The organism is Streptomyces sp. NPDC007929 (genome assembly GCF_042959065.1).
In the GTDB taxonomy this organism is placed as follows: Bacteria; Actinomycetota; Actinomycetes; order Streptomycetales; family Streptomycetaceae; genus Streptomyces.
In genome coordinates, this window is record NZ_JBIBKD010000008.1 from 466,179 (window position 1) to 479,119 (window position 12,941).

The following is a 12,941-nucleotide window of genomic DNA, read 5'->3' on the forward strand; positions in this document are numbered from 1 at the left end:
TGCCGTAATCACACGAGGTCGCGACACTCGAAGAGGTGTGCTCTCGTCGACCCACGGCACTGCCGAACCTTTTCGGCGTGCCACGGCCGTGCCGAACCCCATCGGTGGCGGCCCGCCCCATCGGCAACTCCACCCATCCGCCGGAGGAACCCACCATGACCGCAAGCTCCACCCGTCGTACGACCGCCGCGCACTCCCGGCTAGCAGCGGTCGGTGCGATCGCGGTCGCAGGCGCGCTGATGCTCACCGGATGCGGTGACCAGACCAAGGACACCGGCTCGAGCGACACCGCGGCCTCGGCTCCGCTCGCCGACAAGCTGCCGCAGGCCATCCGCGACAAGGGTGTCATCAAGGTCGGCTCCGACATCGCCTACGCCCCGGTCGAGTTCAAGGACAGCTCCGGCAAGGTCGTCGGCATCGACCCCGACCTCGCCGCCGCCATGGGCAAGCAGCTCGGGGTCGACTTCCAGTTCGAGAACGGCACGTTCGACACGCTGATCACGGGTCTGCGCTCCAAGCGGTACGACATCGCCATGTCCGCGATGACCGACACCAAGGACCGCCAGGAGGGCATCGACTCCGACACCGGGAAGAAGGTCGGCGAGGGCGTCGACTTCGTCGACTACTTCACCGCCGGTGTCTCGATCTACACCAAGAAGGGTGACGACCAGGGCATCAAGACCTGGTCGGACCTGTGCGGCAAGAAGATCGTGCTGCAGCGCGGCACGGTCTCGGAGGACCTCGCCAAGGCCGAGTCGAAGAAGTGCCCGTCCGGCAAGAAGATCGCCATCGAGCCCTTCGACAACGACCAGCAGGCCCAGACCCGCCTGCGCGCGGGCGGCGCCGACGCCGGCTCGTCCGACTTCCCGGTCGCCGCGTACGCGGTGAAGACCTCCGGCGGCGGCAAGGACTTCCAGCTGGTCGGCGAGCAGGTCGAGGCCGCTCCGTACGGCATCGCGGTGGCCAAGAACCAGACGGAGCTGCGGGACGCCCTCAAGGCCGCGCTGGACGCCGTCATCAAGAGCGGCGAGTACGAGAAGATCATGAAGAAGTGGGGCGTCACGGACGGCTCGATCGACGCGGCCACCATCAACGGCGGCAAGTGACCGCAGCGCAGCGGCACTGAAAGGCAACACCCGTGACTGTTGACATCGACAAGACGCCGGCCGACACGCCCCCGGCCGGACCGGAGGCCATCAAGGCCATCCCGGTCCGGCACTACGGGCGGTACGTCTCCGCCGTCGTCGCACTCGCCCTGCTGGGTGGCATCGTCTACGCGTTCTCCCAGGGCAAGATCAACTGGGGCGCGATCCCGGACTACTTCTTCGACGACCGCATCCTCAACGGCGTCGGCAAGACGCTCCTGCTGACCGTGCTGTCCATGGCGATCGGCATCATCGGCGGCGTTCTGCTCGCCGTGATGCGCCTGTCGAAGAACCCGGTGACCTCGTCCATCGCGTGGTTCTACATCTGGTTCTTCCGCGGCACCCCGGTGCTGGTCCAGCTGATCGTCTGGTTCAACCTGGGCCTGGTCTTCGAGTACATCAACCTCGGGCCGTTCTACAAGGACGAGTGGTCGGACTTCATGACCCCGTTCCTGACGGCGCTGCTGGGCCTCGGCCTGAACGAGGCGGCGTACATGGCGGAGATCTGCCGTGCCGGTCTGCTCTCGGTCGACGAGGGCCAGACCGAGGCGTCGCACGCGCTGGGCATGAGCCACGCCAAGACGCTGCGCCGGATCGTCATCCCGCAGGCGATGCGCGTGATCGTGCCGCCGACGGGCAACGAGGTCATCAACATGCTGAAGACGACCTCGCTGGTCTCGGTCGTCCAGTATCCCGAGTTGCTGCGCGCGGCCCAGGACATCGGCCAGACCTCCGGTGCCCCGGCCGAGATGCTGTTCCTGGCGGCGGCCTGGTACCTGCTGCTGACCTCGATCTTCAGCGTGGGCCAGTACTACCTGGAGCGGTACTACGCGCGTGGTTCGAGCCGGTCCCTGCCGGCCACGCCGTTCCAGAAGATCAAGGCGAACCTGCTGTCCCTGTCCAACCGCTCGGCGTCGACGGGAGGCACCGCATGACCGCCATGGTCAAGGCCGAGGGCGTTCACAAGTCCTTCGGCCCCGTAGAGGTCCTCAAGGGCATCGACCTGGAGGTGAAGTCCGGCGAGGTGTTCTGCCTCATCGGCCCCTCCGGCTCCGGCAAGTCGACGTTCCTGAGGTGCATCAACCACCTGGAGAAGATCAACGCCGGCCGTCTGTACGTCGACGGCGAGCTGGTCGGCTACCGGCAGAAGGGCGACAAGCTCCACGAGCTGAAGGACAGCGAGGTCGCGGTCAAGCGCCGGGACATCGGCATGGTCTTCCAGCGCTTCAACCTGTTCCCGCACATGACGGCCGTGGAGAACGTCATGGAGGCACCGGTCCAGGTCAAGGGCGTCAGCAGGAGCCAGGCCCGCACCCGTGCCCAGGAGCTGCTGGACCGGGTGGGCCTGGCCGACAAGGCGGGCAACTACCCCTCTCAGCTCTCCGGCGGTCAGCAGCAGCGCGTCGCCATCGCCCGGGCCCTGGCCATGGACCCGAAGCTGATGCTGTTCGACGAGCCGACCTCGGCGCTGGACCCGGAGCTGGTGGGTGATGTCCTGGACGTCATGCGCGACCTGGCCGAGTCCGGTATGACGATGATCGTCGTCACCCACGAGATGGGCTTCGCCCGCGAGGTGGGCGACAGCCTGGTCTTCATGGACGGCGGTGTGGTGGTCGAATCCGGTCACCCGCGCGAGGTGCTGACCAACCCGCAGCACGAGCGGACGAAGTCGTTCCTGTCCAAGGTGCTCTGAGGTACGCACGGCGAGGGGGCGGTACGGGATCTCCGTACCGCCCCCTTCGTGCGTGCTACCTCACGGCCAGCAGCAGGGTGTCCGAGGGCGAGCACCACACGGGCCTGGCCTCGCCGAACCCCTTCTCGCGCAGCACGCGCGCGTGCCACTGCGCCGAGGGCATGTCGCCGTCCGCGTGCTCGCCGTAGATCTCGTAGCGCCGGGCGGTGGGCTCCGCGAGCGCCGGGTCCTTCGCCGCGAGCTGCCACCACTCGGCCCAGTCGAGGACGCCGTCCCGCTTGGCCTGATCCATACGGGTGTGCCGCTGGGCCCGTTCCGCCGCGTTGATCCGGGGCGTCGACTCGTCGATCATGTGGTCCGCGTTCATGAAGACACCGCCGGCGCGGACGAGTCCCGCGACCTGGCCGTAGAGGTCCGCGAGGGGTTCCCGGTGCAGCCAGTGCAGGGCCGTCGCGGTCAGGACGGCGTCGTACGCGTCGTACGGCAGCTCGGCCGGCCAGTGCGGGTCCTTGAGGTCGGCGGTGACCAGCCGGACCCGGTCGTCGCCGGCGAAGGTGCCCTCGGCGATGGCGAGGAGGGCCGGGTCGAGGTCGACGCCGGTGCTGGTGGCGTCCGGGAAGCGGGCGAGCAGCCGGGCGGTGATGCTGCCCGTGCCGCAGGCGAGGTCGAGGACGCGCGGGGCGGTGCCCACCAGCGCCTCGACCATGTCGAGCATGATCCGGAAGCGCTCCTCGCGGTCGGGCATGTACCACTCCTGCTGCCGGTCCCAGCTCTCCTGCCAGGCGTGCCAGTCGGCGGTGGCCGTCGTCATACCGGCGTCCGTCATCGAGCCCCTCCCTCGTAATACCCTGGAAGCACCATCAGCTGTTACCAGTGCACGCCCACGACGATAAAGCCCCTCCGTAAGGACTACAAGTGGAACTGGCCTATTACTCGGACTACGCCGTGCGCCTCGTCAACACCGAGGAACCGGCCCGGGGCAAGGACGCCCTGACGTCGGTCGGGGCCGTCCGCGATCTGTTCGGGCCCAGTCAGTCCGCGGCCCGCCGCGCCACCGAGGCGGACGTGACCCGCTTCCGCTCGGTCCGGGCCCGGCTGCGCGCGGTCTTCGAGGCGGCCGACTCGGGCGACGAGAGGCTCGCCGTCGACCTGCTGAACTCGCTGCTGCTGGAGTTCCCGGTGAGCCCGCAGATCTCGGGGCACGACTTCCGGGACGACGACGGCCGCCCCCTGTGGCACATGCACCTGGCCGACCACCCGTCGAACGCCACCGCCGGCTACGCGGCGATCGCGGCGATGGGCCTGGCGTTCCACCTGACCGAGCACGGCGCGGACCGGCTCGGTCTGTGCGAGGCCGCGCCCTGCCGCAACGCCTACCTCGACACCTCCACCAACCGCTCCCGGCGCTACTGCTCCGACCGCTGCGCGACCCGCGCCAACGTGGCGGCCTACCGCGCCCGCAAACGCCTGGAGGCCGCCCGGCCCGACCTGCCCGAGAACACCGGCCTGGCCGCCGACAGCGCCCAGCCGAGCAGCGCCCAGGGCGAGCGCCGGTCCGACCTGCGCGGCCGGTAGCGGAACCGGACCCGCCCCAGCACCAGGTCGTCGGGCACGACGCCGTAGTCGGTGCTGTCGCCGCCCGCGTACGCGTTGTCCCCCAGCACCCACCAGCCGCTCTCGCGCCGCTGGGCGACCCGCTTGACGACCAGCAGGTCCTGCTGGAAGGGGTGCCGCAGCACGACGACGTCCCCGGGCCTGACCCGGGCCCCGTAATGCACCAGGAGCCGGTCCCCGTGGTACAGCGTGGGCACCATGGACGGCCCGGTCACCTCGGCCACCCCGAAGGGCGGGGCGGGCCTGTCCCGCTCGGACTCCTGCGACAGCTCCGGCATCACCCGGCACCTCCCCGAATCTTCCTCCACCAGTCTCAGTCTCACCCCGGACTTTTGTCCTAAGCCCATGGGGGCACCCGCGAAAAGCCGTCCCCCACGGAGTAATGTCCCCTGTGAGAAGACGATCACGAGGAAGGAATGCTCCATGCTTTCCCGCCTGTTTGCCCCCAAGGTCAAGGTCAGTGCCCACTGCGACCTTCCCTGCGGTGTGTACGACCCCGCCCAGGCCCGCATCGAGGCGGAGTCGGTGAAGGCCGTGCAGGAGAAGATGGCCGCCAACGACGACCCGCACTTCCAGGCGCGCGCCACCGTCATCAAGGAGCAGCGTGCCGAGCTCGCGAAGCACCACGTCTCGGTGCTCTGGAGCGACTACTTCAAGCCCCCGCACTTCGAGAAGTACCCGGAGCTGCACCAGCTGGTCAACGACACCCTGAAGGCCCTCTCGGCCGCCAAGGGCTCGACCGACCCGGCCACCGGCCAGAAGGCGCTGGACTACATCGCCCAGATCGACAAGATCTTCTGGGAGACCAAGAAGGCCTGATCGCCTTCGGGCGCCGAAGGGGTCCGACCGAGAACCGGTCGGACCCCTTCGCCGTGGCAGGTCGAGGTTCACACGGGTGGGGACGTGAGGCCTCCGCCGGTGGCTCGGCCGCTCTACGATCGCGGCCATGAGGATCAGCTGGACGTACGCCTTCATCGACCGCCCGCGTGAGGCCTTCGGCGCCGCCTGCGACTTCTGGACGGCCGTCACGGACACCCGCCTGTCCGAACCGCGCGGGGAGCACGACGAGTTCGTCACCCTGCTGCCCGACGGCGCCGACGCGTGCCTCAAGGTGCAGGCGGTCGGCCCGGGTTCCGGGGGCGCGCACCTCGACTTCTGTGTGGACGACGTACCTGAGTTCGCCGCCGCGGCGGTGCGACTCGGCGCGGGCGTGGTGGCCGACCTGGGGTCGCTCGTCGTGCTGCGCTCGCCCGGCGGGCAGTCGTTCTGCGCGGACCCGTGGCGCGGGCAGGCGTCGCGGCCGGGTGTGGTGCGGGGCAGCCGGCTCGACCAGGTGTGCGTGGACGTCCCGGCCTCGGCCTACGACAGGGAGGTCGCCTTCTGGAGCGCCCTGCTCGACGGCTGGGAGTCGCGGCCGGTCTCCCGCGCGGAGTTCCACGTGGTCGAGCCGCCGCCCGGTCTGCCGGTCCGTCTGCTCCTGCAACGCCTCGACGAGGAGCGCCCGGCCTCCGCCCACCTTGACCTCGCCTGCGCGGACGTCCCGGCGACTCGGGCCCGGCACGAGGAACTCGGGGCCGCCTTCGTGGCCGCCTTCCCCGACTGGACGGTCATGCGCGACCCGGCGGGCGGCACGTACTGCCTGACCACCCGCGACCCGGCGACCGGCGGCCGGCGCGCCAGATACGCGCACCAGGCCCCGCGTCCGCGCGCTGATCCGAACGACAGGCCCTAGGGTGTGATGGCATACGCGCAGGCCTGGGGGGTCGGGCAGGGTGGCAGGTGCTGGGCGTCGCCGGGGTCGGTCTGCTCCCAGACGTACGGCCCCGGTGGCTCCGTCGCGTCCCGCATCCACAGCGTCAGCCCGCCCGCCACGGCCACGGCCAGCGCCCATCCGACCACGACCAGACGCCATACGGTGCGGCGCCGCACCCCCGGTTCACCCATGCCGTACACGCTAGTCGCCCAACCGCGCCGCCCGGGACCGGAGGTAGCGCTGCTCGGGCAGGCTCAGGGTCTGCGCGGCGGCCGACTCGTAGGCGGCCCGGGCGGCTTCGGGCTCACCCGCGCGCTCCAGCAGGTGCCCCCGTACCGCGTCCAGGCGGTGGCCCTTCAACTCCGCGGCCAGGCCGTCCACTTCGGTCAGGCCCGCGCGCGGGCCGTGGACCATGGCGACGGCGACCGCGCGGTTGAGGCGCTCGACCGGGCCGGGGACCATGCCGACGAGGACGTCGTAGAGGCCGAGGATCTCGGCCCAGTCGGTCGCCTCGGGCGAGGGTGCCTCGTCGTGCACGGCGGCGATCGCGGCCCGCAGTTGGTACGGCCCCGGCCGACCCCGGGACAGGGCCCCGGTGATGAGGGCGACGCCCTCCTCGATCGCCTCGCGGTCCCAGCGGTCGCGGTCCTGCTCGTCGAGGGGGACCAGCTCGCCGTGCGGCCCGCTGCGCGCCTCGCGCCGAGCGTCGGTGAGCAGCATCAGCGCGAGCAGGCCGGTCACCTCGCAGTCGCCGGGCAGCAGCCGGTGGACCGTGCGGGTCAGCCGCACCGCCTCGCTCGCGAGGTCGCGGCGTTGCAGGATGACGCCGGAGGTGGCCGTGTAGCCCTCGTTGAAGATCAGGTAGAGGGTCTGCAGGACGGACGGCAACCGTTGTTCCCAGCGGTCCGGGCGGCCGAAGCGCACCCCCCGCACCTTCTGCTTGGCCCGGCTGACGCGTTGCGCCATGGTCGTCTCCGGGACCAGGCAGGCTCGGGCGATCTCGGCCGTGGTCAGACCGCCCACCGCGCGCGGCGTGAGCGCGATCTGCGCGGACGGCGACAGGTCCGGGTGGCAGCACAGGAACAGCAGCGAGAGCGTGTCGTCCTCTCGGGGTGCCCGCTCCCCCGGCGGCGGAGCCGTGAAGGCGTCGCGGGGCGTGAGCGCGGCCGCCCGCTCCTCGCGCTGACGACGGGCCCGCTCGCTGCGCAGGGCATCGGTGAGCCGCCGCGAGGCGACCTTGATCAGCCAGCCGCGCGGATTGCCCGGTACCCCCGCTTCGGGCCACTGCGCGGCTGCCGCGAGCAGCGCCTCCTGTACGGCGTCCTCGGCGGCGTCGAAGTGCCCGTACCGTCTGACCAGCGCGCCGAGGACCTGCGGCGCGTTGTGGCGCAGCAGGTCCTCGATCTCGGGTGTGCTTCGCACCAGCGTGTCCGTCGGTGTCGGGCGGTTCGGTGTCAACCGCTTCGGTGTGCAGGCGCTGCGGCGTCGGGCCCGTCCGTGTGCGGGCGTTTCGGCGTCGGGCCCGTCCGTGTGCAGGCGCTGCGGCGTCGGGCCCGTCCGTGTGCGGGCGTTTCGGCGTCGGGCCCGTCCGCGGGCGGGCGCTGCGGCGTCGGGCGCTTCGTCAGACGTCGCCGGAGCCGTCCATGATCGGGCGGATCACCACCGGGTAGTCGGGCGCGCCGGCCGGCTGGGGGCAGCGGGCGACGCGTTCGGCGATCTCCGTGACCCGCTCCAGGCTCTCGCACTCCAGGACCCAGTAGCCGGCCAGCAGCTCCTTGGTCTCGCTGTACGGCCCGTCGGTGATCACGGCCTTGCCGTCGTCACCGAGGGTGACATGCCGGGCCTGTGCCGGCTCGGCCAGGCCCTGCCCGTCGACGAACTCGCCGCTCTCGGACAGGTCGTCGTTGATGGCGCCCATGTAGGCGAACATGGTCCGCACATCCTCCTCGCTCCAGGCCGGGGAGTCCGCGGACGCCTTGCCGCGCATGGCTTCGTAGTCCGCCTGTGTGCCCTGCACCATGACCAGGTACTTCATCAGTCCGCTCCTTCGGCTCTCACCGCCCCGGCGGGCGGTTCTTCACAGGGGACGTCGGAGCCGGGCCGCGTATCTCGACACGGGCTCGGGGACTTTTCGCGGTGATTTCTCAGGGGGCCGGTTCGGGCGGGCTCGGGGCCGGTGGGGCGGTAGCGTCGGCGGGCCGGTCGCGTTCCGGGGGGCGGGTGCCCTGACCGGTGTCACCGTGACCGGGGCCGCGGTGGCCGGGGCCGGGGCGGCGGTGGCCGCGGTCGCTGCTGTCGCCGTGACGGCCGTCCTCGTGCCCGGCGTCGCGATCGGCGGCGCCCTCCGCGTCGTAGGCGCCGCACTCGGGGTTGCGGCACGGTCCCGCCACCCAGAGCGGGACCCAGGTGCCCAGCGTCTTGTGGCGCCGGACGACTGTTTCCACTGGCTGTCCGCAGGCCGGACAGACGTGTTGTTCGCTGCCCATGTCCTCAGGGTAGGCCGGTCTCAGGCTCAGCGCTTCCTGCTGTACGTGCGCACCAGCGTGCCGTTGCCGAACGTGCGGACCGACTCCAGGGTGAAGTCCGAGATCGCGACCCCGGAGCGGAACATCGGCATGCCCGAGCCGTACACCATGGGGTAGGTCTTGATGACGAGTTCGTCGACCTCGTCGAGCAGCTGGCCGGCGACCGTCGCGCCGCCGCACAGGTAGATGTCGAACTCGCTGTCCTCCGCCTTCAGTTCACGCACCTTGCCGACCAGGTCGTCCGCGATGATCTCGACGTTCGGGTCGGGCGACGCCGTCAGGGTGCGGGGCGGGCGGGGCGTAGTGAGGTGAGCGGGGCGCGGCGGTGTGAGTGGGGTCCGAAGCTCAGCCGGAGGGGTGCTAGGCCGGCTGGTGCGGCCTGGGTTCGCGCCACATGGGCCACATCGCCGGGCCGTCCGGCAGGTCCAGGACCGATCCCGCGAGCTCGAAACCGAGGCGCTCGTACAGCTTGCGGCTGCGGGCGTTGCTGGCCTCCAGGTAGGCGGGCAGTCCCTCTCGGTCGCACCGGTCGAGGACGGCCTCGATGAGCGCGGTACCCAGCCCCTCGCCCTGGCGGCCGGGTGCCACACCGATCATCCACAGGTACTCGTGGGCCCGCCCGGCGGGGTGGACGGCGGCCGTCAGCCGGCCGATCGTCTCGATGCGCTCGTTGTCCGGGTCGACGGCCTCGCGCACGGGGGCCGGACCGTCGTCGTCCCCGGTGTCGCCATCGCCCTGACCCTCGTCGGCGAGCACGGAAAACCACAGCGCACAGGCCGAGCCGTCCTCCGTCACATCGATACGGCCGGCCGCGAGCACGATGTCGGTGAACGCCGCCATGAGCGCGGGGTGCTTGGCGCGGCGGTCCGCCACCTCCGGGAAGACCCAGCCACTCACGGGGTCGTCCTGGAACGCCTCGTCCAGAAGCCGGACGATCAGCTCCCTGTCCCCTTCGACCGCCGTCCGGATGGCCACTCCCATGCCCCGCCCCTTCGCTCGACCCGACGGGCGTTGATCGTAGGGGCGTCGACCCTCGCGGAGGGGAACGAGCCGGATCTTGGCGAGATTCAGTCGAACATTTGCTCAAATTCGGCGCCGTGCAGGCCTTACGCGCCGTACGCGCATTACGGACCGCGCGGACCGTCGAGCCCGGTTGGGGAAAGGGGCGGGCCCCGCACACCGTGGGGCAGTGCGGGACCCGCCGACCGGAGGCCGGATGACCGTGCGGGGTCAGGAGCCGCACGGCCCCGGCGCTCCGGGGCTCTGCCCTTCGGTCACCCGAAGGTCGTCACGTTTACCGGCGATCAGCGGCCGATCGCGCCACCGAGCGATCGACGCCACCGCCCGTCAGCCGGTCCGCCGTGTCACGAACTCGGCGAGCGCCAGCAGACCCCCCGCTGCCTCCGGGTCCGGCACCGCTCGGGCCAACTGCCGTATCGCCCGAGCCATCCGGTCGGCCGCCTGCTCCTGCGCCCAGTCGCGGCCGCCCGCGCGCTCCACGGTCAGGGCGAGGTGGTCCAGGTCCTCCTTGTCGCCGGGTCGTGCGTACAGCCCGGCCAGCTCAGCGGCCGCCGGTGTGCCGGAGGCTGCCACCACCGGCAGTGACTTCTTCCGGGCGGCCAGGTCGGCACCGGCGGGCTTGCCGGTGCCGACCTGGCCGCCCCAGAGGCCGATGACGTCGTCGATGAGCCGGAAGGCGAGCCCGGCCTCCCGACCGAACGCGTCCAGCGCGGCCACCTCCTCGTCCGAGGCGCCCGCGTACAGCCCGCCGATCGCGCAGGCGCTCCCGAGCAGGGCGCCGGTCTTGGCCTCCACCATGGCGAGCACCCCGTCGAGCGTGACCTCCGCGGGGGCGCACCGCTCCAGGGCCCTGTCCACGTGTTGCCCCGCACATCGTTCGATGACGCAGTCGGCGAGCCGGACGGCGGCTGCCGGCGACGCCGGGTGGGGGTCCTGGGCGAGCAGCCGCAGGGCCAGCGCCTGGAGGGCGTCCCCCGCGAGAAGCGCGTCGGCGTCGCCGAACACGGTCCGCGCGGAGGGGCGGTACCGGCGGCTCGCGTCCGGGCCCATCACGTCGCCATGCGGCACGGTGCGGTTGTGGTCGTGCGGCAGGGTGCGGTTGTGGTCGTGCGGCAGGGTGACGTTGTCTTCGCGCGGCACTGCGGCGCTGTGATCGTGGCGCAGTGCGTGATTGTCATCGTGCAGCAGTGTGAAGTTGTGGATCAGTTCCACCGCGGCGGCGGCCCCGACCGCCCCTGCCCGCGCCTCGGGCCCGCCGAGCGCGTCCGCTGCGGCGAGGACCAGCGCGGGCCGGATCGCCTTGCCGGAGTCGCTCTCCGCCGGGCTGCCGTCGGCCTGCTGCCAGCCGAAGTGGTAGAGCGCGACCCGGCGCATCGGCCGGGGCAGCGAGCCGAGTGCGGCCCGCAGCACCGGATCGACCTCCGCCCGGGCCCGCGCCAGTAGCACGGCCCCCTCGTGCCCCTCGGCGGTGGCGTGGCCGAGGGCTCCTGCCGTGCCGTGCTGCCCGCAGGGTGCGGGCAGCGTCGCCTCCGTCCTGGGCTCCGTGAGGGACTCACCCATGGGACCGCCTCGGAGAATGAGCGGACGGTGACGCTTCCGCTGCCGCTGGGCGCGTACCCCGAGGATGTACCCGCCTAGGCGCGCGGGGACACGGCCGGTGGACCGGCAGTGTCACCGCCAACGGCCGATCTCGACGTTCTCCAGGACACCGAGCGCGTCCGGTACCAGCACCGCGGCGGAGTAGTAGGCCGTGACCAGGTACTTGATGATGGCCTGTTCGTTGATGCCCATGAAGCGCACCGACAGGCTCGGCTCGATCTCGTCCGGGATGCCCGAGGCGCGCAGGCCGATGACACCCTGGTCGGCCTCGCCGGTACGCAGGGCGATGATCGACGTCGTACGGGCGTCGGAGACCGGGATCTTGTTGCACGGGAAGATCGGCACCCCGCGCCAGGTCGGGATGCGGTTGCCGGCCATGTCGATGGTCTCGGGGACCAGTCCGCGCTTGTTGAGCTCGCGGCCGAACGCGGCGATGGCGCGCGGATGGGCGAGGAGCATCTTGGTGCCGCGGCGCCTGCTGAGCAGCTCGTCCATGTCGTCCGGGCCGGGCACGCCGTCGTGCGGCTGGATCCGCTGGTCGTACTCGCAGTTGTGCAGGAGTCCGAAGTCGCGGTTGTTGACCAGCTCGTGCTCCTGGCGCTCCTTCAGCGCCTCGACCGTCAGCCGGATCTGCTGTTCGGTCTGGTTCATGGGCTGGTTGTAGAGGTCCGCCACGCGCGAGTGGATGCGCAGCACGGTCTGGGCGACGCTCAGTTCGTACTCACGGGGCCGGGCCTCGTAGTCGACGAAGGTGTGCGGGATGTCCGGCTCGCCGGAGTGGCCGGCGGCAAGGTCGATCTCCTTCTCGCCGTACTTGTTGGAGCGCTGCGCGGGGATCGAGCGGGCCTGCTGGAGGTGTTCGCGCAGAGTGTCCGAGCGCTCCGCGATCTGCGCGAACTCCTGGCGGGACAGCACCAGCACGGTGCACGCGGTGAGGGCGCGGGCCGTGTACTCCCAGATCGCGTCCTCGTCGAGCAGGGCGTCCTCGCCGAAGTAGGCGCCGTCGGCGAGGACACCGAGGGACTCGTCGTCGCCGTACGGGCCGGTGCCGACCTTCTCCACCCTGCCGTGGGCGAGGAGGTACACCTCGTCGGACGGGCTGCCGAACGAGGCGATCACGTCGCCCGCCGGAACCTCCCGCTGCTCGCAGCGGCGGGCGATCTCGAAGAGCACCTCTTCGTCGTCGTAGGACCGCAGTACCGGCAGCTCGCCGAGTTCCGCGGGGATGATCTCGACACGGTCGCCGGTCTTCACGAACGTCAGACGGCCGTCGCCCACGGCGAACGTCAGCCGACGGTTCACCCGGTACGTACCACCCTGGATGTCGACCCACGGCAGCATCCGCAGCAGCCAGCGGGAGCTGATCTCCTGCATCTGCGGCACGGACTTGGTCGTGGTGGCCAGGTTCCGCGCGGCCGCCGTGCCGAGACTCTGCTGCGGCTTGGTCTGCTCCGTGCGGACCTCTTCGCCTACCGACATAGAGAACTGCCCTCCCGGTTGTGACCGACGCCCATATGCCTCGGGCATCGATGTGCACGGGCAAGCCTTCCTCACTCAGCGTGCTGGTGCTATTACCCGAAAGAGCGGGAATG

Annotated in this window: 13 protein-coding genes and 3 pseudogenes; 6 read left to right on the plus strand and 10 right to left on the minus strand. The window is 71.1% G+C overall.

Annotated features, from left to right (window positions below):
* The first annotated feature begins 155 nt into the window (after positions 1 to 155).
* The 3 genes from ACFZDE_RS28180 to ACFZDE_RS28190 are packed head-to-tail and all read left to right on the plus strand — an operon-like array spanning position 156 to position 2,838.
* The gene (locus tag ACFZDE_RS28180; protein WP_391204379.1) at positions 156 to 1,106 is read left to right on the plus strand and encodes a transporter substrate-binding domain-containing protein; all 951 of its coding nucleotides are present in this window, start codon (positions 156 to 158) and stop codon (positions 1,104 to 1,106) included.
* A gap of 32 nt (positions 1,107 to 1,138) precedes the next feature.
* Positions 1,139 to 2,080, plus strand: coding sequence for an ABC transporter permease subunit (locus ACFZDE_RS28185; protein WP_391204382.1), 942 nt, complete (start codon positions 1,139 to 1,141; stop codon positions 2,078 to 2,080).
* The gene (locus tag ACFZDE_RS28190; RefSeq protein WP_390993844.1) at positions 2,077 to 2,838 is read left to right on the plus strand and encodes an ATP-binding cassette domain-containing protein; all 762 of its coding nucleotides are present in this window, start codon (positions 2,077 to 2,079) and stop codon (positions 2,836 to 2,838) included. The genes ACFZDE_RS28185 and ACFZDE_RS28190 overlap by 4 nt, the downstream gene beginning before the upstream one ends.
* 55 nt (positions 2,839 to 2,893) lie before the next feature.
* On the opposite strand, the gene ACFZDE_RS28195 is transcribed toward ACFZDE_RS28190, so the two are convergent.
* Entirely contained in the window at positions 2,894 to 3,664 is a 771-nt protein-coding gene (locus ACFZDE_RS28195; protein ID WP_390993843.1) for a methyltransferase domain-containing protein, read from the minus strand.
* An 89-nt stretch (positions 3,665 to 3,753) separates the two neighbouring features.
* On the opposite strand from ACFZDE_RS28195, the gene ACFZDE_RS28200 reads away from it, so the two are divergent.
* Entirely contained in the window at positions 3,754 to 4,413 is a 660-nt protein-coding gene (locus ACFZDE_RS28200; RefSeq protein ID WP_390993842.1) for a CGNR zinc finger domain-containing protein, read from the plus strand.
* Positions 4,414 to 4,478: 65 nt separating this feature from the next.
* On the opposite strand, the pseudogene sodX reads toward ACFZDE_RS28200, so the two are convergent.
* Positions 4,479 to 4,964: pseudogene (gene sodX / locus ACFZDE_RS28205) on the minus strand (nickel-type superoxide dismutase maturation protease); the annotation flags it as partial.
* Between sodX and sodN the strand changes: the two are divergent.
* Together sodN and ACFZDE_RS28215 are read left to right on the plus strand one after the other, a co-directional pair.
* Entirely contained in the window at positions 4,876 to 5,271 is a 396-nt protein-coding gene (sodN, locus tag ACFZDE_RS28210) for a superoxide dismutase, Ni (RefSeq protein WP_031140564.1), read from the plus strand. The pseudogene sodX and the gene sodN sit on opposite strands and share 89 nt — an antisense overlap.
* Positions 5,272 to 5,398: 127 nt before the next feature.
* Positions 5,399 to 6,184, plus strand: a complete 786-nt coding sequence (locus ACFZDE_RS28215; RefSeq protein WP_391204385.1) for a VOC family protein — start codon at positions 5,399 to 5,401, stop codon at positions 6,182 to 6,184.
* Here ACFZDE_RS28215 and ACFZDE_RS28220 read toward each other — a convergent pair.
* The 8 genes and pseudogenes from ACFZDE_RS28220 to ACFZDE_RS28255 form a co-directional block, all read right to left on the minus strand.
* Positions 6,181 to 6,396, minus strand: coding sequence for a hypothetical protein (locus ACFZDE_RS28220; RefSeq protein WP_390993826.1), 216 nt, complete (start codon positions 6,394 to 6,396; stop codon positions 6,181 to 6,183). The two genes, ACFZDE_RS28215 and ACFZDE_RS28220, sit on opposite strands and share 4 nt — an antisense overlap.
* Before the next feature lie 10 nt (positions 6,397 to 6,406).
* Positions 6,407 to 7,627 (minus strand): sigma-70 family RNA polymerase sigma factor, encoded by a 1,221-nt coding sequence (locus ACFZDE_RS28225; RefSeq protein WP_391204388.1) that lies wholly within the window; start codon positions 7,625 to 7,627, stop codon positions 6,407 to 6,409.
* 199 nt (positions 7,628 to 7,826) lie between these two features.
* A complete protein-coding gene (locus ACFZDE_RS28230; protein WP_390993824.1) occupies positions 7,827 to 8,240 on the minus strand; it encodes a YciI family protein in 414 nt (137 codons plus the stop codon).
* A gap of 318 nt (positions 8,241 to 8,558) precedes the next feature.
* Positions 8,559 to 8,691 (minus strand): annotated as a pseudogene (locus ACFZDE_RS28235) (LITAF-like zinc ribbon domain-containing protein); the annotation flags it as partial.
* Positions 8,692 to 8,717: 26 nt separating this feature from the next.
* Positions 8,718 to 9,044 (minus strand): annotated as a pseudogene (locus tag ACFZDE_RS28240) (dihydrofolate reductase family protein); the annotation flags it as partial.
* 46 nt (positions 9,045 to 9,090) lie between these two features.
* A complete protein-coding gene (locus ACFZDE_RS28245) occupies positions 9,091 to 9,711 on the minus strand; it encodes a GNAT family N-acetyltransferase (protein WP_391204391.1) in 621 nt (206 codons plus the stop codon).
* Between the two features lie 366 nt (positions 9,712 to 10,077).
* The gene (locus tag ACFZDE_RS28250; RefSeq protein ID WP_391204394.1) at positions 10,078 to 11,310 is read right to left on the minus strand and encodes a polyprenyl synthetase family protein; all 1,233 of its coding nucleotides are present in this window, start codon (positions 11,308 to 11,310) and stop codon (positions 10,078 to 10,080) included.
* Between the two features lie 111 nt (positions 11,311 to 11,421).
* Positions 11,422 to 12,828, minus strand: coding sequence for a family 2B encapsulin nanocompartment shell protein (locus ACFZDE_RS28255; protein WP_391204397.1), 1,407 nt, complete (start codon positions 12,826 to 12,828; stop codon positions 11,422 to 11,424).
* Positions 12,829 to 12,941 lie beyond the last annotated feature (113 nt).